The following is a 21,080-nucleotide window of genomic DNA, read 5'->3' as shown; positions in this document are numbered from 1 at the left end:
ATATACTAATAATCAGATTATACTTCAATGCTGTTTAACAAAAAATTTCACTTTAACTTTTACAAATTTTGAAGTTGAACATTTATATTCCCCTTACTAAATCCCCCATGGTAACAAACTACAGATTCAATATGTAAATTTAAATACTTCTTCAAAGACTGCTGTGCTTCCTTAATATTTATAGTTGTTGGGGCGTGAATTCCTCCTAACATCCCATTCACACTATACATAGAGTCTCCTGCAATAAGAATTTTACTTTGTTTCAAATATAAACTAATATGACCCGGAGTATGCCCTGGAGTATGAAGAATTAGTATTCCACCGCAATACGGAAGTTCTTGCCCGTCAATCACAGTATCACTCACTTTTCCTTTTGGTCGGTTCTCTATATTTCCGTCCTTCAATAAAGGTAAATCCCCCTCGATATATGGCTTATCTAGTTCGTGCGCATAAACTTTAATATTACTTCGACAGCGCTGCAACAACTCCGGAAGACTACCTATATGATCAATATCCTGATGCGTCAAAATCACGACTTTTAACTTATCAAATGATACCCCAACCTTTTCCATCTCTACTTGTATATCTTTAATTTGTCCTGGGAAACCCGTATCTATTAATACTGCCATTTCATCATCCCATAAAAGAATTGGATGAATAACAAATTCTTGAAATTCAAGTTGTAACATTTCTATCCCTTTAGCAATTTCCATACAGCCATTCTCCTTTATGTTGAAGTTTGAAAATATGTACGAGTAAACTGAAAATATAAAGTGAAACTTTAATCAGTGGGGTATTACTGCCCGGCAAATAGCGGAATAAAGCGCCTCTATCTTATAATATGTTTTGTCATCCCAATAGAGAATGCCTCAAACCCTATACATTCATAGTAAGATTGCAATTTTTCTACACACATAAGTTGTGGAATAACCTTGCTTTGTTCACAGTGCTGGATTAATCGTTCCACTATTTCTTTTCCGATGCCACTAGACTGATATTTTGGCAATACACCAACTCCACAAATAATGCCTGTTATGACTCCATCTGATATGACACGCCCCATCCCTACTAACCTCTTATCATCAAAAACATAAATTGCATACTAACTTTGCTTACACATTCGTTCTAACTCGTTAACCGTTAATTTAAGAGAATTCCATTCTAAAGATTCGTATAAGGATAATAATCCATTAAAATCTGTAGGATGTTCACTTGTGTAGCGTATACTATTTTCCATGTCAATACTCCCTATTCTCTGGCTTGTTTATATTTCATAAAATTCCCATTACACAAATCTGATCGATGTAAAAATAACTAGAACAAACTTCAATAAGAAAGATAGAATTCCTTCTCAACATAAAATAAAAAGAAGTTATCTCACTTAAGATAACTTCTTTTATATAAGACTCTCATTATATTATCAACCAAAAAATATACAACTGCATACGATTAGCACAAACAAAACTAATAAACCATTTGAGAAATAACCCATTGAAAACTACCCCTTTATTAAATTATGTAAAAGATTTTATCATAAAATGATTTACAACTTAATAACTGAAAAAGACATTGTATTCATTAGTTATATACGTTTAGTAATATTTTATATTCGGTTATATTCTCGTTCCCTGAAATTGCTTATCATACTCTTCTACTTCAGTTCATATAAGTTCAAAATATTAAATAATAAATCAAGAAGACCTCCACCTTACGAGGTCTTTTTTACTTATTTTCCAAATACACTAATTGATTCTTCCTCAATTACAAGTAAACAATTAGCATATTACATGATTTAATATCCCAATAACCAATTCAACTCTATTAATTCGGTTCGACCTTAATATCCCCCTTTTATTCCAAAAACTCAATAATTGTTTCACATACTTTATCCGTCTCCTCGATATCTGGGAAATGTCCACTATTTTCAAATATAACAAGTTTACCATTTTTCAATTGTCTCGTTATTCTATAACTCATTCCTACACCCGTGTTATAGTCATGCGCTCCAACTATGACACACGTATCAATTTCTAAACCTTTAATACGCTCAATAAGCGGTAAAGATGATTTTGTTCCAAAAATAACTTTGCTCATCTTCCCTGTATTACTTAACTGACTTTCCTCCCAAAGACTCCGATTTAGCTTTGCAAATTCTTCATTTTTAAACAATAATCGATCTACAGCTTTTGTATCAACTATACTCCAAACTTGATTATACCTTTCTTTTAAAGGAATTTCTGACTTACTTATTATCAATATTTCTTCTTTCATTTCTCCTTTCGTTACTTGTAGAAAACCTTCTATCTGCACAGTATACATATCATTTAAATCATCTAACGATGGTGCTTGTAATACCATTTGTTCAACATTTTTCGGATATTTCAAAGCATACTCTAAACAAAGTTGTCCACCAAAAGAATATCCTAACAAATTTATCTTCTCTACATGTAATTGCTTTCTTAATTCCTCTAAATCTTCGACTAGAGTATTGATTGAGTACTCACCGTCATCTTGTGGTGCCTCACTTCTACCACATCCTCTTTGTTCATAATAAACAACAGTCATATTTTCTTCTAACCTCAACCCAAGTGTTCTTTCGAATACATAATGATTGCCACCTGGACCACCATGTACAATAATGAGAGGAACTGTATTATGAGCTGCCCCTGCAACTTTACACCAATGCAATACCCCATTGATTTTCAAATAGTGTACACCATCTTGCAACATTAACTGATTCATTTATCCTCTCTCCTCATCGCTCACTTATTACTATCTAAATGTATAAGTTCTGACCATTCACACTTTTCCCCTTTATATCCTTTAGACACTATCCTCATTTATATGAATAGCTTTCTTATTCAAAAATAGATTTTTAAAAATTCCTACTCCCACAATTAATAAACCTATACCAACTAATTTATTTACTTGTAATGGAATACTCTCCATTCCAAATAATCCAAATGTATCAATGCATAACGCAACAACCAATTGAGTAATAAGACTAATTAGCACTGTATATGCTGGACCTAAGCTCTTTATTGCACCCATTATGCAAATAATTAACCCGATGCCAAACAGTCCACTTACATAAAACAAATAATTTGTAGTATACACTTTAATGTTAATACTGTTTTCTGTAATGATATAAAATAGAATAGAACTAATGAGACCTATTCCAAGGACACATGTAGTCGTTAACCACTGTCCTACATTTTCATTTACTTTTGCATTAAAAACAGATTGTAAGCTAATTAATATTCCTGCTAATATAGCTAAACTAAATCCAATCAAAATCTACCCCTCCCTTTCATTGCTCATATATATTATCTTTAGCGACTTCCTTCATTCTACAAAAATCTTTAATTACAATAACTCCATTACTCTTTTCAATTAATTTTTCATTATAAAATCTTTGTAATACCCGTATTATGTGCCTATAACTTACCCCTATAAAATCCGCAATACTCGTTACCGAAGTTGCATCCAAATCCTCTTTATACATATTCCCGTTACTATCTGTTGAAATTGAAAGCAAATAACTAGCTACACGTACTTCTACAGGATAAAGTAAATTAAGAGCAGTAAAACGAGTCGATATTTTTAACGTGTTCGCAATGTTTTCAAGCAAGAACTTCATAAATATAGGATCATGTAATAACTTGTTTCTAATAACCGTATTAGAAATAGAGATTGCTACAACATCTGAACAAGCTTCAACGACATTATGCGCTTTGCTATTTTGAATTAATTCAATATCACCAACAATGGCCAATGGATTGATAAAGCGAAGAATTAGTTTCTTCCCTTCAGATGTAATCGTGTAAACTTTTACTTTACCTTTAACAACAAAATATAAACGATCCATTTCGTCATCTATATTGCAAATGAGCTCGCCTTTTTCAAAGTGATTTAATTGAAAATAAGCTGTATCTATTTCTGAAAAAACCTCGAGCGTTTTATTGGTTTTCAAATAATGCGTAATTAAACCTGATCTATCCTCCATATTCATTTCTCCTTTCATTTACATATTAAATACAACAATACCTATAATCATTATTATTGTTCCCACAATATGATATCTCTCCATCTGTATCTTTTTTATATGAAACAGTCCTTTCATTTCAATAACTGTTGCCGTTAACAATTGAGCAACCATAAGTGTGCCAGCTGTCAATGTAACTCCTAGTGCATATATCGCCATAGTTTCTGCACAAATAATGAATCCACCAAATGCACCCGCTGTTAAATATATTTTTTTCACACTCTTTAAATCCGTTATTTTCTCTTCTTTCTTTAACAAAAATACAGTTGTTGCAATAATAAATCCAATTAAATGGGTTATAATACTCGTCGACCATATACCGATATGTGAACTAAGTTTCGCATTAAAGGTTCCTTGAAGTGTTATAAATATCCCCGCAAAAACAGCAAATATAATACCTTTCAAAAAATCATCTCCTCATCCTTTATTTCTGACTTAATTAAAAACCATCATCCTATAATGGCAAAAGGACAAATGTCACATCACTATGAAAATAACTTGGAATGAACAAAAAAACACACCTCAAAAATGCGAGATGTGTTTATTTTTTATTATTTATATATAATGTTTTATAAATAAAAATTACGCTACATTAAAAGATTTCTTTTTCATAACAAACTTTGCAAATAAGAAACGTACAAGCGGTCCCATAATAATTAATTGTAATGGATATGCCATTATGAAATTTTTAATAAAAATCGAAAAATAAATGGAAACAAATGAATCTCCTTGTAGTCCACCATGTAAATACATCATAGCCATACCGAAAAATGACATAAAGAACACCATTCCAATTACCATAGTTGTCGCCATTGCAACGATAATATTTATTTTTTTAGATTTATCAAATGGCAATATGAATACAATTTTTTTCGCACAAGGTCCAACGATACATATTTCAATTAATAGTGCAATAATAAAGCCAATTAATAGTTCTAATGCAATCTCTTTAATATAAATTGGTCCTCCTGTTTCATTCATTAGTAAATTGTAAAACGTCATTACGATAACCATCCCAAGGCACATCATCATGCCAAATTGGAGGTTTTCCTTTCTTGTTGTTGGCAAATTTCATCATCCTTTCTCTTTGAGTCTTTGTCATTATATCGACATTGGAAACCCCTTCGTAAGTGAACATTTTGTGAACAAATTTAAAACGCTTTCATATTTTTTCCTTTCTACTCTAATTCTCACTTTTACTTATAGAGGTTATATATATCGCAATGTTGAATTACTAAATTTAACATTTCATTACATTATTACTAGGAGGACAACCATGAATGAAGCAGAATTTTACGCATATCACATCGTAACAAGGAAAAAAATGCATATCGGACAAATCATTCCTTTTAACAAAAATCAACACAATACTCTATATCACTTCTTTTTTGAAAGAGAACAATTAAATGCTAGTGGTGAAGATGGCATACAAATTTTAAATAAACACTATAAAAATAACGAATTACATATAAATAATGAAAATACTAAAGTAGTTATGAGTTATATGGATCAAACAATTAGAGCAGTTAGAGAAACAATTGTAGAAATGGTTAGACTACAAGAATTCCCTGAATACCCTTCCAGATTATCTTGCTTATATGCTGCTAAAAGCTATGAGGATGCTTTGAAATGGAGAGCGCTATTTGATTCTTACAATCGAGAAGTTTTACAGATTGTTAAACTACGAGTGATCGGAAGTTCTTTTGAAGGTGACGGGAATCTTTTACCGAAAGAAGATGGAATTCCTTTTTCTCAAAAAATCGAACAAGCTAGAGAGTATTGGAAAGGAAATATTAGAAATGAGCTTCCTGAGCTACTGATTAATGGAGAAATTGAAGTGGTGGAAATTATTGATGACTTTTCCTCAATTCATATTTAATTTCTAACTAAATCATATAGGATGGAGATTACAATGAAGAAAAAAGTGTACTTCAATCATGATGGCGGCGTAGATGATTTAATTTCATTATTTTTATTACTTCAAATGGAAAACATTGAACTTACGGGGGTATCTGTTATCCCAGCAGACTGCTATTTAGAACCCGCAATGTCTGCCAGTCGTAAAATTATCGATCGCTTCGGCAAAGGTAATTTTGCCGTAGCCGCTTCAAACTCTCGCGGGCAAAACCCGTTTCCGAAAGACTGGCGGATGCATGCATTTTATGTAGATGCTTTACCAATTTTAAATGAGTCTGGAAAAGTTGTAACACCCGTGACGGCAAAACCTGCGCATCATCATTTAATAGAAACGCTTCTACAAACGGAAGAAAAAACAACTTTATTATTTACTGGGCCCCTAACTGACCTTGCTCGTGCATTATATGAAGCTCCCATAATCGAAGATCAAATTGAACGCCTTGTTTGGATGGGTGGTACATTTCTTAAAGCTGGCAATGTACATGAACCAGAGCATGATGGAACAGCTGAGTGGAATTCGTTTTGGGACCCTGAAGCAGTGGCTCGTGTATGGGATGCAAAAATTAAAATCGACTTAGTGACACTAGAAAGTACAAACCAAGTTCCGTTAACTATAAACATACGTGAACAATGGGCAAAAGAACGAAAGTATATTGGTATGGATTTCCTTGGTCAATGCTATGCAATGGTCCCTCCTCTCGTTCACTTCTCAACGAACTCTACTTACTATTTATGGGATGTACTAACTACCGCTTTTGTCGGAAACACTAGCCTTGCAAAAACTGAAACGATTAATAGTATCGTTCATACATACGGACCAAGCCAAGGACGTACAGAAGAAACTACTGATGGACGACCTGTAAATGTCGTTTATGATGTAAAACATGATGTTTTCTTTGAATATATTACTGAATTAGCAAAGAAAGCTGCTATCTGAACCCCTATAAAGTGATATAACTTCAGATAACGAGCCCCAATTTTAAAAATTGGTTGTAACTAGATATTTAACTATTAAAAAGAGTATTGAATTAAATTTCAATACTCTTTTTGTGCAATTTAATTATATTTGATTAATGTAGTGTCTTACAGATTATTCATTTCATAACCATTGACAAAATACGTTATTGTTTCTAACTCATCTTCATTTAATTCTCTATCTAGCTCTTGTTTATACGCTGCCTTTATCTTCTCTTCATCGCCTTTATGAGCTTCTGTATATGTTCCTACTGTTTTTAGCAAATGAATTTCTTGTAAAAACTCTTCTCGATTTATAGCTGTCCCATGAGAAAGAATATATGTCTCAGCATCAAATTTTTCTAATTCATCTATTAATGCAAACGTTCTTTTCGTCGTATAGTTCCACTTCGAGGAAAAAATATCTGCATATATACAGTCCCCTAAAAATAATATCTTTTCTTCTTTTATGTACATAACAACTGAATCATGTGCATGATCTCCGCCCACATGTTTTAACACGCATGTCACCTCACCAAGATCTAATTCCATTTGATCCTGGAACGTTAAGGCCGGAGGAATAATGTTAATATTTCTCGCTTTTTCTTCAAACTCTTTCTTGATGCAATCCGCACAAAATTCAATTTCAGTACCCTCTTTTACGCGTGCATCCAACGCTTCATCTGTCCATTCATAAGATACTATTGTCTGCATTTCTTTTTTCGTTTCAGCGTGCGAAATAGTTAATGCATTCCGTAATACAGATAATCCAAAAATATGATCCCAATGCCAATGCGTTAGTGCTACAAAATCAGGATTTGATACATTTTGTTCTTTTAACATTTCTAAAAATAATTGTGCATGTTCTTCTGAATTCCCTGCATCGATCATTAACGTTTTTTCTTTTCCAACAACCATTCCTAATATAGGTCTATCTGTTTCAGAAACAGGTGTCATATACCAAAATGAGTTTCCTATTTTTTTAATTTGTTGCATAACCAATTCCCCTTTTCATTTCCTCACTTAAGTTTAATATATAGATTATAACGAATCACTACTTTTTTCTCTATACTCAAACACAATTACTTGGACTAATCTAACTTTTCTTTTCGTAAGCTAAAAATAAGGGAATAGAATTGGAGTGTGGTACTATGGAACGTTTATGGATCCCAATGATTGTAACATTTTTTTCGTTCGGTGGATTACTATTAGGCGGTGCTGTTGGAGTAGCAACACGCCAACTCATTGAAGAAAAGATGCATCGTTTATACGCATTATGTGGCGGTATTTTGTTTGGGTTATTGTCACTTGAAATTATTCCTGAAACATTTTCAAGCTATGAAATGATTGGACCTATACTTGGTATAGCTATCGGTATTTTAGTTATGGGCTTATTAGATAACTATTGTCACCATCCAATGATACATAAAAAAGATCAACAAGCATGGCAAACCTTTCTTTTTCTCTCTTTCGCTATATTTATTCATAATATACCGAGTGGATTTGCGTTAGGTACAGCTTTTATAAATCATAATGACTCTGCCATTCCCTTTTTAATAGCAATCGTCGTTCACCATATTCCAGAAGGATTAGCTTTAATTATTCCATTTCTTTTTACAAAACATAAATATATTTCCTTTTTATTAACGACTTTATTACTTTCTCTTATTCTCGGTACTGGCACAGTTTTTGGCATTTTGATGGAAGGAAAAGCTCTTCACCTGCAAGGCCTCATTATGGGAAGTGCTATTGGTTCACTTGGATATGTCACAATTCATGAAATGCTTTGGAAAGCTAAGAAACAGCTCTCTTTCCTTACATTTCTAATGTGGGCAACTAGTGGTTTTTTACTAATAACAGTGTTCACTTTATTCGCTGGTCATCTTTAAAGTTGCTAAAGCGAAGCTTTTGTTCCTCCCACACTGATTCTTGGATTACAAATAACTAGATAAATTTCTTACTTGTATATTTTTCCTTTTTATTCAAAACATAATGTTATCTACCTATTATAAGGAGGAACAATTATGTTTGGGAAAACAGCAGGTGAAGCATTAGTTGATTTATTAATTGATTGGGGAGTAGAGCACATATACGGTATGCCTGGAGATTCCATTAATTCTATCATTGAAGCTTTAAGAAAAAAACAAGATAAAATTAAATTCATTCAAGTTCGCCATGAAGAAGCTGGTGCATTAGCAGCGGCTGCCTATGCGAAATTAACAGGAAAACTTGGCGTTTGTATGGCAATTGCAGGACCTGGTGCTATTCATTTATTAAATGGTTTATATGATGCGAAACTCGATAAAGCCCCTGTTCTAGCAATTTCAGGTCAAGTAGAAACCGATTTACTTGGAACGGACTTTTTCCAAGAAGTAAATTTAGAAAGAATGTTTGATGATGTTGCGGTTTATAACCAGCGTATTATGTCAGCAGAGCAACTACCTGCCGTAGTGAATCAAGCAATTCGAATGGCTTATACGAAAAAAGGTGTATCCGTTCTTACTATTCCAGATGATGTCCCGAAATTTGAAGTGAAAAATGGTGCCCGTGTTACAAATACTTCTTTTACTTTGCCTGAGTTGTTTCCACAAAAAGAAGATTTAGATGCAGCGAAACTCGCAATAAATGAAGCGAAAAAGCCTGTGATTTTAGCTGGAAAAGGAACAAAACATGCGAGAGAATCTTTACTTGCATTGGCAGAACAAATTGGTGCTCCAATCGTACTTACATTACCAGCTAAAGGAATTATTCCTGATGAACACCCTCTTTGTATTGGTGGATTGGGATTAATTGGAACGAAACCTTCTTATGAAGCAATGAAGCATGCAGATACTTTAATTATGGTCGGTACTTCTTATCCGTTCACCGGCTTCTTACCTGAAAAAGCAAAAACAATTCATATCGATACAGATCCTGCCCAAATTGGGAAACGTTATGCGACAGATATTGGTTTAGCTGGTGATGCTGATAAAACATTACGATGGTTAATTGAAAATGTTGAAGAACACACAGATCATTCCTTCTTAGAACAGCACCAAGAAATGATGAAAAAGTGGGAAGATAAATTACACGATCAAGAAGAAGACTCTTCCATTCCAATTAAACCACAACGCGTTATGCATGCTCTGCAGCAAGTAGCACATGATGACGCAATTCTATCAGTCGATGTTGGAAATGTAACAGTATGGACCGCAAGACACTTCCGTATGACAAACCAGCAATTTGTCATTTCTAGCTGGCTCGCAACACTTGGTTGCGGTTTACCTGGTGCTCTTGCTGGAAAAATTGCATTCCCGGATAAACAAGTATTTGCAGTTTGTGGTGATGGCGGATTTGGAATGACGATGAATGACTTCGTAACAGCTGTAAAATATAAATTACCAATCGTTGTCGTCGTATTAAACAATAATAAAATTGCGATGATTAAATTCGAGCAAGAAGTCATGGGTAATATCGAATTCGAAACAGATTTAACGAACCCTGATTTTGCAAAATATGCAGAGGCGTGTGGAGGTATTGGATACCGTGTTGAGAATTTAGATGAACTCCTTCCCGCTTTCGAAAATGCAGTAAAACAAAATAAACCGTGTATTATTGATGTAGTTGTAGATGCTAACGAAGCACCAATGCCAGCAAAAATCACATTTGGTCAAGCCGCTGGTTATACGAAGCATATGATAAAAGAATTATTTGAAGAAGGTAAGATTGATTTACCTCCACTTTAAACGAAAAAAGATAGCTGAAAACAATTTGTCTTCAGCTATCTTTTTTTATTTTTGTATCTCTTTATAAAAAGAAAAGTCATTCATAGTTGGTTGTACTTAAGACTCTTATTTTTTATCAAGAGTCTTTTTATTTAATTTCGCTTCAGTTAATACTATGTAATACTATGCATCTAAAAATCTTTATACATCTCGCTAACTATTTCAATTCTCTAAAGTTCGGATATACTTTATTTTATGAATGTATCGCACATCCACTTATAGAATTTTTCTTTCTCTTCAAATTGTGGATAATGAGCTGATTTCTCAAAAGTAATAAATTGTTTTTGATCTGCTTCTATCTTATCAAAATATGTTTTTGCTGCATGGAATGAAGTGTTATAGTCATATTTCCCCATAAGGCAATAAAACGGTAGCTTCATTTCAATCACCTTAGTAGGCAATGGATTTTTTTAATCCTTTTCTAATAAGACAGTTTGAGAATGTGATAATCCAACGTTATAACGAATTACGTCTAACAAGTTATATTCATTACAGAAAGATTTGAAAACATCTCGCATACACATTTTTATAAAAACACATAGAAAAGAGCCCTTGCTTTCAACACAAGGACTCTTTTCATAAACTATTTAGCTACCTCTTCTTTCGGCATTACCATACCTTTATAAAGTTGAACAGTTATCCAGTAATACATGAAATAAATGACTAAGAAGATTCCTATTGGCACCCATACTTTTACAAACGGGTCAACTAATATAAAGCTGAATAAGTTAAGCCCTACTAATACGTGGGAAATGCCAATGATCGCTGGGAAGATAAATAAATATGAAATTTCTTTATATATACTTTTCGTTAACATACTGCGTCTCACACCAATTTTTCGTAACATTTCATAACGGCGTACGTCGCGAGAAGCACCTGTTAATATTTTGAACATAAGGGAACTTGCCATCATTGCTAAAAACGCAATTCCGAGGAAAAATCCCATAAACATTGTTCCGCTCATGAAGCTGTTCATAAACTGATAAATTGTCATTTTCGTAAATAAGTCTACCTTTTCACCTGTTGCTTTTTCAATTTGTGCTTTTTGTCTCTTGTCTATTTCGATCAATAACGGTTTATATTTTTTCATATCATCTACTTTTGCTAATGTTACAGTATGTTCTGTTCCTTGAATCCCTTTATAATGCTCTTCGTCTGCAATTCTTACTGGTTTTCCGCTAAATTGATTATGCGTAATTTGTATCTCTCTTACAACTGCGTCTTCCCAATCCTTTGGCATATGAGGGAATTCTGCTAATTCAGGAGCCTCTAAAGCTGAATATACAGGTTCAGTTAAAGGTTCAGTCACACGTTTGCGAACAGGCTCTTTTAAAGTTTTTGTATCAAAATGGTCTGAAACAAGTGGCGGTTTCGCAGTTAAGTCGTTACGTAAATAATAAACCGCTTCTCCATCTACTTTATATTTGTACTTGCTTTCTTCAACAATTTCCATTTCTTTCAAGGCAGCTTTATCTTGATCATTCGGATCATGAATTACAACATCATATACACGAGAAAAGTCCGTCATAATACCTACATTTTTTTGGAACGCCATACCTGCCGTCATCGCACCTGCGCCTAATGCAATTAACATTGCTACAGTACCTAATACTCTCGATAAACTATTTACTCGAAAGCGTAGCTGTGCATATGTAAAACTATTTAGACCAGTTTCATTTCGTTTTTTATTCCCCTTAATTTTCATCACAAAAAATGGAAGTAATGAACTAAAGATAAAATATGTTCCAAGTGTTGTAACGATGGTTGCTATAATAAAACCTAATTCAGCATATATTTTTACATTGATCATAAAATAGTACCCTGTACTTACTAGTAATACACCAAGTACTGTCATTATTATAATGCGAGTTTTACTTTTCTTCACTTCATCTAGTGTTTCATCTTCACGAATTAACTCTAATTCAGTTTTACGTAACAAGCGGACACTGTTCATTAAGCCAGTAATGAAAAATAGTATTAAGAAGAAAATAACTGTGACTAAAATTGCTGGTGTGTATACAGATGCATAACTACCTTTTGCTGAAATTTCCATTCCATTCATTAAAAAGTTTCCTGCTACACTTGCAAGTAACATCCCTACTAAAATACCGATAATAATACTGACAATACCCATACCGAATGTTTCAATAAATAATAACTGTGCTACTTTTTTCTTTTTTGCACCAAGCATCATGTACATACCGAGTTCTTTTCTTCTTAATGTGAGCAAGAAAGAGTTGGCATATATAATATAAAATACAGTAATGAAAGATAATAGTATTGCACCTACCCAAAAGACGAGCCTTATACTACTAATTAGACTATTATCTTTTGTAAATTCACTATTCATCGCCATCGTTTGGAACATGTAGAAAATACTAATACTAATAACGAGGCCAATAAGTAAAACCATATAATCTTTTAACATCTTTTTCATACTATGACGTGATAATTTAAATAACATAGTTTCACCCCCTACTTAGACTCAGCAGCTGAGCCCATATGAGCGAGCACACCTAAAATGTCTTGATAGAAATTCTCTCGAGTACCTTGACGGTTTAATTCTTTATAAAGAAGACCATCTTGAATAAATAAAATACGCTCACAATAACTTGCACTAAATGCATCGTGTGTAACCATCAAAATACTTACATTGTGATTTTCATGTAAATCTTGCATCGCTTCTAATAAACTTTTTGCGTTTTTACTATCAAGCGCACCTGTCGGTTCATCTGCTAATACAATTGCTGGATTATGTACTAAAGCTCTTGCCGCCGCTGTTCTTTGCTTTTGTCCTCCAGAAACAGCCGTCGGATATTTTGTTAAAATTTCGGTGATGCCTAATTTCTTCGCAACGTCATTTACCTTTCCAGTAATCTCACTTGACGGTACGCCTTGCAAAGAAAGTGGTAAAGCTATATTTTCATAAATTGATAAGTTTTCTAGAAGATTAAAATCTTGAAAAATGAAACCTAATTTTTGAGAGCGAAAATCAGATAACGCATTGCCCTTCATAGAAGTAATATTTGTACCAGCTATCGTCACACTACCACCTGTCGCTTGGTCAAGTGTACTTATCACATTAAGTAAAGTCGTTTTTCCAGACCCAGAAGGTCCCATGATCCCGACAAATTCTCCTTCTTTAATACTTAACGATACACCCCTTAATGCTTTTGACTGATTCTCATTTCTTTTCCCATACGTTTTTTCTACACTTTCTACAGTAACTACATTTGTTGACATCTCTTTCACTCCATCCCTTTTGTATAAAATTAATTTCTCACATATTTCTTATTATTTTGTCATGTGAATTCTTAAGAATTTTTTAATTATTCATTCAAGAAGAGTTACACCTGTAACATGAACCTTTTTCCTACTTCATATTCTCATTTTTCTACAACTCGTTCCCTCGATTTCGCTTACATTTACCTTACATTTTTGTAAGATAAAAAAGAAAACACACTAATTGCTAATAGTGTGTTTTCTTTACAATCAATATTTTCTATTCTTTATTTCCTCTTCAATAGTTGCCACAAATACGTCTAGCGCAATAACTTCTGACTTCTCTTCCCCATATTTACGTACATTTACAGCTCCGTTTTCCATTTCCTTATCACCAATAACAAGAACATACGGTACTTTTTGCATTTGTGCTTCTCTTATTTTATATCCTAATTTTTCATCTCGTGCATCTTGTTTAACACGAACTCCAGCTTGTGCTAATTTATGTGCAATCTCATTGGCATATTGTTCATGTACTGCATTTGAAACTGGAATTACTTTCACTTGAACTGGTGCCACCCATGCCGGGAACGCACCTCCAAAGTGCTCAATTAATATTGCTAAGAAGCGATCTAATGACCCTAAAACTGCCCTGTGAATAACAACTGGTCTTTTCTTTTCATTATTTTCATCTATATAATTTAAATCAAATTTCTCTGGCATTTGGAAATCAAGCTGGATTGTTCCGCACTGGTGGCTTCTATTTAAAGCATCTTTAATATGAAAATCAATTTTCGGCCCGTAAAATGCACCGTCACCTTCATTTAGTCTATATTTATAATTTAGCGATTGTAATACATTTTCTAATGCCGCTTCTGCTTGCTCCCATAATTTATCATCACCCATTGAATCTTCTGGACGAGTAGAAAGCTCTACTTCATATTCGAATCCAAAAGTTTTATATACGTAATCAATTTGCGCCATTACTGATTTAATTTCATCTTCAATTTGTTTTGGAGTTACAAATAAATGTGCATCATCTTGGCAGAAAGTACGTACTCTTAATAATCCGTTTAACGCACCACTAAATTCATGACGATGTACTTGACCAAATTCACACATACGAATCGGTAATTCACGATAAGAATGCAATTTATTTTTAAACATAAGCATGTGCCCTGGGCAGTTCATCGGTTTTAATGCAAAACTTTTATTATCTACTTCAGAGAAATACATATTATCTTTATAATGTCCCCAGTGCCCTGATCTCTCCCATACTTCTTGGTTCATCATGAACGGAGTGCGTACTTCTTGATACTTATACTCTTTTTGAATTTCTCTTAAAAATGCTTCCAATTCGTTACGAATCATTTGTCCTTTCGGTAAATAAAACGGCATTCCCGGAGCCTCTTCAGAAAACATAAATAACTCAAGCTCACTGCCTAACTTACGATGATTTCTTTTTGCTGCTTCTTCAACGAAATGTAAATACTCTTCTAATTCTTTTTGAGAAGAGAATGCAACACCATATATGCGCTGAAGCACTTGGTTATTACTATCACCTCGCCAATATGCACCGGAAACGTGAGTTAATTGAAATGCTTTCAAATAACCTGTAGATGGTAAATGTGGTCCTCTACATAAATCTACAAATTCACCTTGTTTATATAGTGTTACACTTTCCCCACTAGGAATTGCTTCTAAAAGTTCTAATTTCAAGCGGTCGTTCATTTCTTGAAACAGTTTAGCTGCTTCTTCTCGAGAAACCTCAACTCGTTCTATCTTTATATTTTCATTTATGATCTTTTTCATTTCTTTTTCGATTTTTCGTAAATCTTCTATGTTTACACTACTTGGAAGATCCATATCATAATAAAATCCATTTTCAATAACAGGTCCTACTCCAAGATTTATATCACCATACAATCTTTTTACAGCTTGCGCTAAAATATGTGCCGCGGAGTGTCTTGCAATTTCTACCCCTTCATTTGAATCTATAGTAATGATTTCCACTTCCGCATTTTCTTCAATATTTCGGCGTAAATCATATAATCCATCATTTACTTTCCCCGCGACTGCTTTCTTTTTCAAACTACTGCTAATGGATCCAGCAATTTCTTCTAAAGTAACTCCATTTACAAATTCTTTAACGCTACCATCTGGAAATTTAATTTCAATCATTTGTTCTTTCATTTTTCATCTCTCCATTTCATAATAAAAAGCACACTCATCCCTAAAATAGGGACGAGCGTGCTTTTACCCGTGGTTCCACCCAGATTCCCATTGTAAATATACAATGGCTTCATTTACGGTAACGTCGTTTACACGGCACTAGATACTTCATTTCCCTAGTGCAGCTCTAAGGTGGTAAGTTATTTTTCTGCGTTAGGAAGTTCTCAGCTTTCCTTCCTTCTCTGTATAACCGGGTAAAATAACTCGTGTCCTTTTCTTTGCTTTTTGTAAAACATCCATTTATTGTTATTTAATATATCTTATTCATTTTATTTTTGCAAGTGTTTAAAAAAATTATTTATTTAATTTAAAAAAGTGAAACCAATTTTTTTTGGTTTCACTTCACAATTTTACCAATCTTGTGGTTCGTAATTTAAGTCTGCAAATAGACGTCTTTTCTCTTTCTTCGTTAAATCTCTCCACTGCCCAACTGGTAAATTATTCAATTCGATATTCATAATTCTCGTACGTTTTAACGTGTATACTTGATAACCTAAAGCTTCACACATACGGCGAATTTGACGATTTAGCCCTTGTGTTAAAATAATTTGGAACTCATATTTTGATAACTGTGTAACCTCACAAGGAAGCGTTTTTGTTCCTAAAATTTTAACACCCGCTGCCATTTTCTCTAAGAAATCAGGTGTAATTGGCTTATCTACTGAAACGATATATTCTTTCTCATGTTTGTTTTCAGCACGTAAAATTTCATTAACAATATCACCATCATTCGTTAACAAAATTAAACCGTCTGAGTCTTTATCAAGACGTCCAATGTGACTAATTCGTAAAGGATGGTTCACTAAATCGATAATATTACCTTTTACAGCTTTTTCACTCGTACATGTAATACCTACTGGTTTATTTAAAGCGATATATACGTGATCTCGAGCAATTCGAAGCTGCTCTCCATTTACTCGTACATCATCACCTGGGTTCACTTGGTCACCAATTTTTGCAACCTTACCGTTAATAATTACTCTTCTCTCATTAATTAGTTTATCCGCTCCACGTCGAGACGCTTTTCCAGCTTCACTAATAAATTTATTGATACGCAAATTAGGCACATCCTTTTCTAAAAAAAATTTCAAGCTCACACTGCTTCTACCGTACAATACAAAAGGGTAAGCCTCCTATTATAACTTAAATATATTAACATGAAAGGGTATATAACGTCTTCTATTAATTACTTGTTTATAAGAAAATATCTTTATTATACATTCATTTATGCACTTTTTCAGCGTTTAATATACAAGCCATTCTTCCTTACATACAGCTTGTTTTCCTTTTATCTCTTCTATCTCTTCATGAATATTAGCTAATTTATATAAACCTGGGAAAATCTCTTCCACATAATGTTGATGCGTCTTTTCATCTTTCCAATACGTTAACACTATGTAACGATTTTTATTTTTTAAAGACTTCCCAACTACTCCACCTAACATTCCTTTTGCTTTTTCCATTCCTTTATTCCAAATTGTTTCTTGCTTATGTAAAAAATGATTTTCCTTTTCCATCTTTACATCACATATAGCAACTCTTACGAATGATCCTTCTGTAAAAACGTCTTTCAAATGCGTATCAGTTATATCATACAACGTTTGAAATAATTCAATTTCACATGAAAGAAACGTATCCTCTTGATTACTATTTAAATAAATTGTATCGTGAGCACCATTCATAAATGATTGATATGTACTTCTATCTTCCCATAAAGTAAATACACATGCCTCATCTTCATACCATCCACCAAATTGTCCATGAAAACCATCTAGGTGCCGTATATCACGCCATTTTCCTTGCGCATTTGAAAACAATTCCTTTTTCTCTTCTTCCACCTTACAGTAGATTGTTTTTAGTAGCATTTTTAATTCCCCCTTTAGCATATAATTTATCTTCTTCTCACAATAATTAGTTCGCATAATATTTTTATAATCACCCTAATACTCTTTATAGACATATAGAACTAATCATATTTATCACTACATCTATCAAAACATCTATCGAATTTAATTTCAAATAATTCAGAACGAAAAAGATGTAACTCTTAATGAATTACATCTTTAGCTAATCTCCCTTATTCATCTTTTTCTCAAATAAATAATACGTAATTTCTCCTGGATAATGTAATACCGTTACCTTCCGCTCCCCTTTTTTAAAACTAACAGTATGCCCGTTTTCCCCTAAGTTCTCCCATCCACTCGCCTTTGTAATTGGCATTACACTTATATATTGATAGTCCTCTTCCTTATCATCGTTAATATGGATTGCTGACATTGGCACTGGAAAATCTTTAATTTTAGATTCTTTATTCATAAATATGAATGCAACTACACCAACTAATAACATAGCCATTGAAATACTTGAAACTAGTTTTCTTCTATTCATTTTCACTAAAAACCCTCTTTTCTCACATATAACTTTCATCATTTTACTAACTTTAATTATTTATGTATAGAAAAGATATATTTTAAATCATTTCTAACCTATTTTCTCTACTTAAAACAACATCATTATTATATATTATAATTATAAGTTTTTAAATTTTGGAGGCGTTACATATTGCAGAAATTACTTTTTACTAAATGGACAGTTATTATTTCTATTTTCATCATTTTTGGTACAATTTTCTACGTTACTAATGTTAAAAATAACCACGAAAAAGCAACTGTAGAAACAGCGGAGACAAAAACTTTCAAAACTAAATTACAACCTAAAATTAATGAATTGACTACTCATTATAATGACATCATCGAAAAAGATTGGTTACCTGCCTGGGAAGAGATTAACACGAATGGAGATTCAGTAGATCGAAATAAACTATTAGTTACAATGAGTGCTGTTTCCAAGCAGTACGAAACAATTATGAACGAAATAGACACGCTTAAAATTGAAGAAAACATAACAGATATAGATATACAAAAACAACTACTTCAGTTCACAACTCAGTTTAAATTCGCATCAAATTTTATGAAAAATGCAGCAAATTTAATTATAGATGGAGCAAATAACTCTACTCCAACCGATGAAACTATTGAAAAAACAAAACAAGCTTTAGGACTTGCGGATCAACATATTGTCATCGCTTTATCTACTTTAAATGAAGTTGAAGATAAATTAGGACTTACAAAAAAATAAAACTATTTACTATTTTAAAATAAAAAATGATTGCAATTCACAATTTGTATGTCTATAATGTTTTTATTGATTTACAATCAATGTGTTTATAAATTTTATAATTCGGATGAACCATTCAGGAGAAGGTCTATTGATCTACCGACGGGGCAAAAAGTTGTTATACCAGCTTTGAAACTCTCAGGTCTTGGTTACAAGTAGAACTGCATGGGGACGAATCTCTGGAGAGACTCCCTCTCGCTTTCATAGAGCGTGGAGGAAAACGAGCACCGAAGGAGCAAATCCGCTACTATAGCGGATAATCTCTCAGGTAAAAGGACAGAGACAAGCGAAAGAAAATGCCGATTTGTATCGGTTTATTTTTCTATCCCTTGTTTCTCCAGAGACCATTTCATTTACTTGAAGTGGTTTTTATTTTTTCTAAATAAAGGAGAATAAAGATGGAGACAGTAAGTAAAGTATTAGAACAAATGAATCAATACGTGTGGGGATTACCAACTTTGTTGCTACTCGTTGGAACAGGTATTATTCTCACAGTGCGTTTAAAAGGTTTACAGTTTAGTAAACTATTATACGCTCACAAACTAGCATTTAAAAAATCAGAAGATACCTCTTCTTCTGGAGATATTAGTCACTTCCAAGCACTCATGACAGCTATGGCCGCAACGATTGGTATGGGAAATATAGCCGGTGTTGCAACAGCGGTTACAATTGGTGGTCCTGGTGCAATATTTTGGATGTGGATTACCGCTTTATTCGGTATGGCAACAAAGTATGCCGAGGCAATACTTGCAGTAAAATACCGTGTTAGTAATGAAAATGGTGAATATTCAGGTGGACCAATGTATTATTTAGAGCGTGGTTTAGGTAAGAAATGGCTGGCAGTATTATTCGCTATATTCGGCACAACTGCTTCTTTCGGTATTGGTAATATGGTGCAATCTAACTCAGTTGCAGAGGCAATGCGAATTAATTTCTCTTTCCCTCCTGCTTTAACTGGTATAGTAATGTCATTTTTAATCGCAATTGTTATTTTAGGCGGTGTAAAAAAAATTGGGAAAGTGACGGGATATGTCGTTCCTATTAAAGCTTTTTTTTATATAATTGCTGGTCTTATAATTATTTTCTATCACTACGACCAAATTCCAGAAGCATTTTCACTTATTTTTTCTGGTGCATTTAATGGTACAGCAGCTGCTGGTGGTTTTATTGGGGCAACAGTTGCATCAGCTATCCAAATCGGAATGGCGCGTGGTGTATTTGCGAACGAAGCTGGTTTAGGGAGTGCCCCTATTGCCGCGGCGGCGGCAAAAACTGATTCGCCTGCAAAGCAAGCTTTAGTTTCAATGACTGGTACTTTTCTAGATACGTTTATTGTATGTACAATTACAGGACTAGTATTAATTACTACAGGTGCTTGGAGATCTGGTAAAACTGGCGTTGAAGCTACAACACTTGCATTCCAATCTGTATTTGGTACTGCTGGTAGTATGATTCTCGGTATCGCAATTATTTTATTTGCCTACTCTACTATTTTAGGCTGGTCGTATTATGGGGAAAAATGTGTAGCTTATTTATTCGGAGAAAGTGCAGTTAAATATTATAAAGCAATCTTTATTGTTATGATTGCAATTGGTGCTAATTTAAAGCTAGGAATCGTATGGACATTTGCTGATATTGCAAATGGACTTATGGCAATTCCAAACTTGATTGGTCTAATTGGATTAAGTAGTATTGTTGTTGCTGAAACGAATCGCTTTTTACAAGCAGAGAAATTGAAAGAAAATAATAAAAAACAGGCAAGTTAATCT

General features: G+C 33.4%; 19 protein-coding genes, 2 pseudogenes, 1 riboswitch and 1 other annotated feature. Of the genes and pseudogenes, 6 read left to right on the top strand and 15 right to left on the bottom strand.

What is annotated here, in order from left to right:
- Positions 1–59: 59 nt before the first annotated feature.
- From N2V80_RS11445 to N2V80_RS11415, 7 genes and pseudogenes are all read right to left on the bottom strand, one after another.
- The gene (locus N2V80_RS11445; RefSeq protein WP_061655764.1) at positions 60–713 is read right to left on the bottom strand and encodes an MBL fold metallo-hydrolase; all 654 of its coding nucleotides are present in this window, start codon (positions 711–713) and stop codon (positions 60–62) included.
- Positions 714–829: 116 nt separating this feature from the next.
- A pseudogene (locus N2V80_RS11440) lies at positions 830–1,237 on the bottom strand (GNAT family N-acetyltransferase).
- A gap of 614 nt (positions 1,238–1,851) precedes the next feature.
- The gene (locus tag N2V80_RS11435) at positions 1,852–2,742 is read right to left on the bottom strand and encodes an alpha/beta fold hydrolase (protein WP_001072688.1); all 891 of its coding nucleotides are present in this window, start codon (positions 2,740–2,742) and stop codon (positions 1,852–1,854) included.
- An 81-nt stretch (positions 2,743–2,823) separates the two neighbouring features.
- On the bottom strand, positions 2,824–3,294 hold the full coding sequence (locus N2V80_RS11430; protein ID WP_000579010.1) for a DMT family transporter: 471 nt from the start codon (positions 3,292–3,294) through the stop codon (positions 2,824–2,826).
- A gap of 16 nt (positions 3,295–3,310) precedes the next feature.
- Positions 3,311–4,006 carry a Crp/Fnr family transcriptional regulator gene (locus N2V80_RS11425; protein WP_061655763.1) on the bottom strand — a complete coding sequence of 232 codons (696 nt, stop codon included), beginning with the start codon at positions 4,004–4,006 and terminating at the stop codon, positions 3,311–3,313.
- Positions 4,007–4,024: 18 nt separating this feature from the next.
- Complete coding sequence (locus tag N2V80_RS11420; RefSeq protein WP_000676014.1) at positions 4,025–4,450, bottom strand: DMT family transporter; 426 nt, start codon at positions 4,448–4,450, stop codon at positions 4,025–4,027.
- Positions 4,451–4,627: 177 nt separating this feature from the next.
- A complete protein-coding gene (locus N2V80_RS11415; protein ID WP_002103059.1) occupies positions 4,628–5,113 on the bottom strand; it encodes a hypothetical protein in 486 nt (161 codons plus the stop codon).
- A gap of 208 nt (positions 5,114–5,321) precedes the next feature.
- Here N2V80_RS11415 and N2V80_RS11410 point away from each other — a divergent pair, with 208 nt between their 5' ends.
- Positions 5,322–5,924, top strand: a complete 603-nt coding sequence (locus tag N2V80_RS11410) for a DUF2441 domain-containing protein (RefSeq protein WP_001001048.1) — start codon at positions 5,322–5,324, stop codon at positions 5,922–5,924.
- Between the two features lie 21 nt (positions 5,925–5,945).
- Positions 5,946–6,899: a nucleoside hydrolase gene (locus N2V80_RS11405; protein WP_002196477.1), complete on the top strand. Its 954-nt coding sequence runs from the start codon at positions 5,946–5,948 to the stop codon at positions 6,897–6,899.
- Between the two features lie 146 nt (positions 6,900–7,045).
- Here N2V80_RS11405 and N2V80_RS11400 read toward each other — a convergent pair whose 3' ends face one another.
- Positions 7,046–7,912 (bottom strand): MBL fold metallo-hydrolase, encoded by an 867-nt coding sequence (locus tag N2V80_RS11400; protein WP_001184099.1) that lies wholly within the window; start codon positions 7,910–7,912, stop codon positions 7,046–7,048.
- Between the two features lie 155 nt (positions 7,913–8,067).
- On the opposite strand from N2V80_RS11400, the gene N2V80_RS11395 reads away from it, so the two are divergent.
- Entirely contained in the window at positions 8,068–8,805 is a 738-nt protein-coding gene (locus N2V80_RS11395; protein WP_000440616.1) for a ZIP family metal transporter, read from the top strand.
- Between the two features lie 135 nt (positions 8,806–8,940).
- Positions 8,941–10,641 carry a pyruvate oxidase gene (locus tag N2V80_RS11390; RefSeq protein WP_000467239.1) on the top strand — a complete coding sequence of 567 codons (1,701 nt, stop codon included), beginning with the start codon at positions 8,941–8,943 and terminating at the stop codon, positions 10,639–10,641.
- A gap of 227 nt (positions 10,642–10,868) precedes the next feature.
- On the opposite strand, the pseudogene N2V80_RS11385 reads toward N2V80_RS11390, so the two are convergent.
- The 7 genes and pseudogenes from N2V80_RS11385 to N2V80_RS11355 form a co-directional block, all read right to left on the bottom strand.
- Positions 10,869–11,171: pseudogene (locus tag N2V80_RS11385) on the bottom strand (hypothetical protein); the annotation flags it as partial.
- A 92-nt stretch (positions 11,172–11,263) separates the two neighbouring features.
- Positions 11,264–13,144 (bottom strand): FtsX-like permease family protein, encoded by a 1,881-nt coding sequence (locus N2V80_RS11380; protein ID WP_061655762.1) that lies wholly within the window; start codon positions 13,142–13,144, stop codon positions 11,264–11,266.
- Positions 13,145–13,155: 11 nt separating this feature from the next.
- The gene (locus N2V80_RS11375) at positions 13,156–13,923 is read right to left on the bottom strand and encodes an ABC transporter ATP-binding protein (RefSeq protein ID WP_000106426.1); all 768 of its coding nucleotides are present in this window, start codon (positions 13,921–13,923) and stop codon (positions 13,156–13,158) included.
- A 249-nt stretch (positions 13,924–14,172) separates the two neighbouring features.
- A complete protein-coding gene (gene thrS, locus N2V80_RS11370) occupies positions 14,173–16,095 on the bottom strand; it encodes a threonine--tRNA ligase (protein ID WP_061655761.1) in 1,923 nt (640 codons plus the stop codon).
- A gap of 44 nt (positions 16,096–16,139) precedes the next feature.
- Positions 16,140–16,362 (bottom strand) — a binding site (T-box leader).
- Between the two features lie 122 nt (positions 16,363–16,484).
- On the bottom strand, positions 16,485–17,192 hold the full coding sequence (gene rluF / locus N2V80_RS11365; protein WP_001222162.1) for a 23S rRNA pseudouridine(2604) synthase RluF: 708 nt from the start codon (positions 17,190–17,192) through the stop codon (positions 16,485–16,487).
- A gap of 186 nt (positions 17,193–17,378) precedes the next feature.
- Entirely contained in the window at positions 17,379–17,999 is a 621-nt protein-coding gene (locus tag N2V80_RS11360; protein WP_061654763.1) for a YdbC family protein, read from the bottom strand.
- Between the two features lie 202 nt (positions 18,000–18,201).
- Positions 18,202–18,564 carry a hypothetical protein gene (locus N2V80_RS11355; RefSeq protein ID WP_058840413.1) on the bottom strand — a complete coding sequence of 121 codons (363 nt, stop codon included), beginning with the start codon at positions 18,562–18,564 and terminating at the stop codon, positions 18,202–18,204.
- A 132-nt stretch (positions 18,565–18,696) separates the two neighbouring features.
- Between N2V80_RS11355 and N2V80_RS11350 the strand changes: the two genes are divergently transcribed.
- Together N2V80_RS11350 and N2V80_RS11345 are read left to right on the top strand one after the other, a co-directional pair.
- Positions 18,697–19,272, top strand: coding sequence for a hypothetical protein (locus tag N2V80_RS11350; RefSeq protein ID WP_061654764.1), 576 nt, complete (start codon positions 18,697–18,699; stop codon positions 19,270–19,272).
- Between the two features lie 208 nt (positions 19,273–19,480).
- Positions 19,481–19,601: riboswitch (glycine riboswitch) on the top strand.
- 108 nt (positions 19,602–19,709) lie between these two features.
- The gene (locus tag N2V80_RS11345) at positions 19,710–21,077 is read left to right on the top strand and encodes an alanine/glycine:cation symporter family protein (protein ID WP_016109930.1); all 1,368 of its coding nucleotides are present in this window, start codon (positions 19,710–19,712) and stop codon (positions 21,075–21,077) included.
- Positions 21,078–21,080 lie beyond the last annotated feature (3 nt).

This window comes from Bacillus sp. FSL W8-0640, assembly GCF_038007725.1.
Taxonomy (GTDB): domain Bacteria; phylum Bacillota; class Bacilli; order Bacillales; family Bacillaceae_G; genus Bacillus_A; species Bacillus_A cereus.
This window is presented reverse-complemented; position numbering and strand designations above follow the sequence as displayed.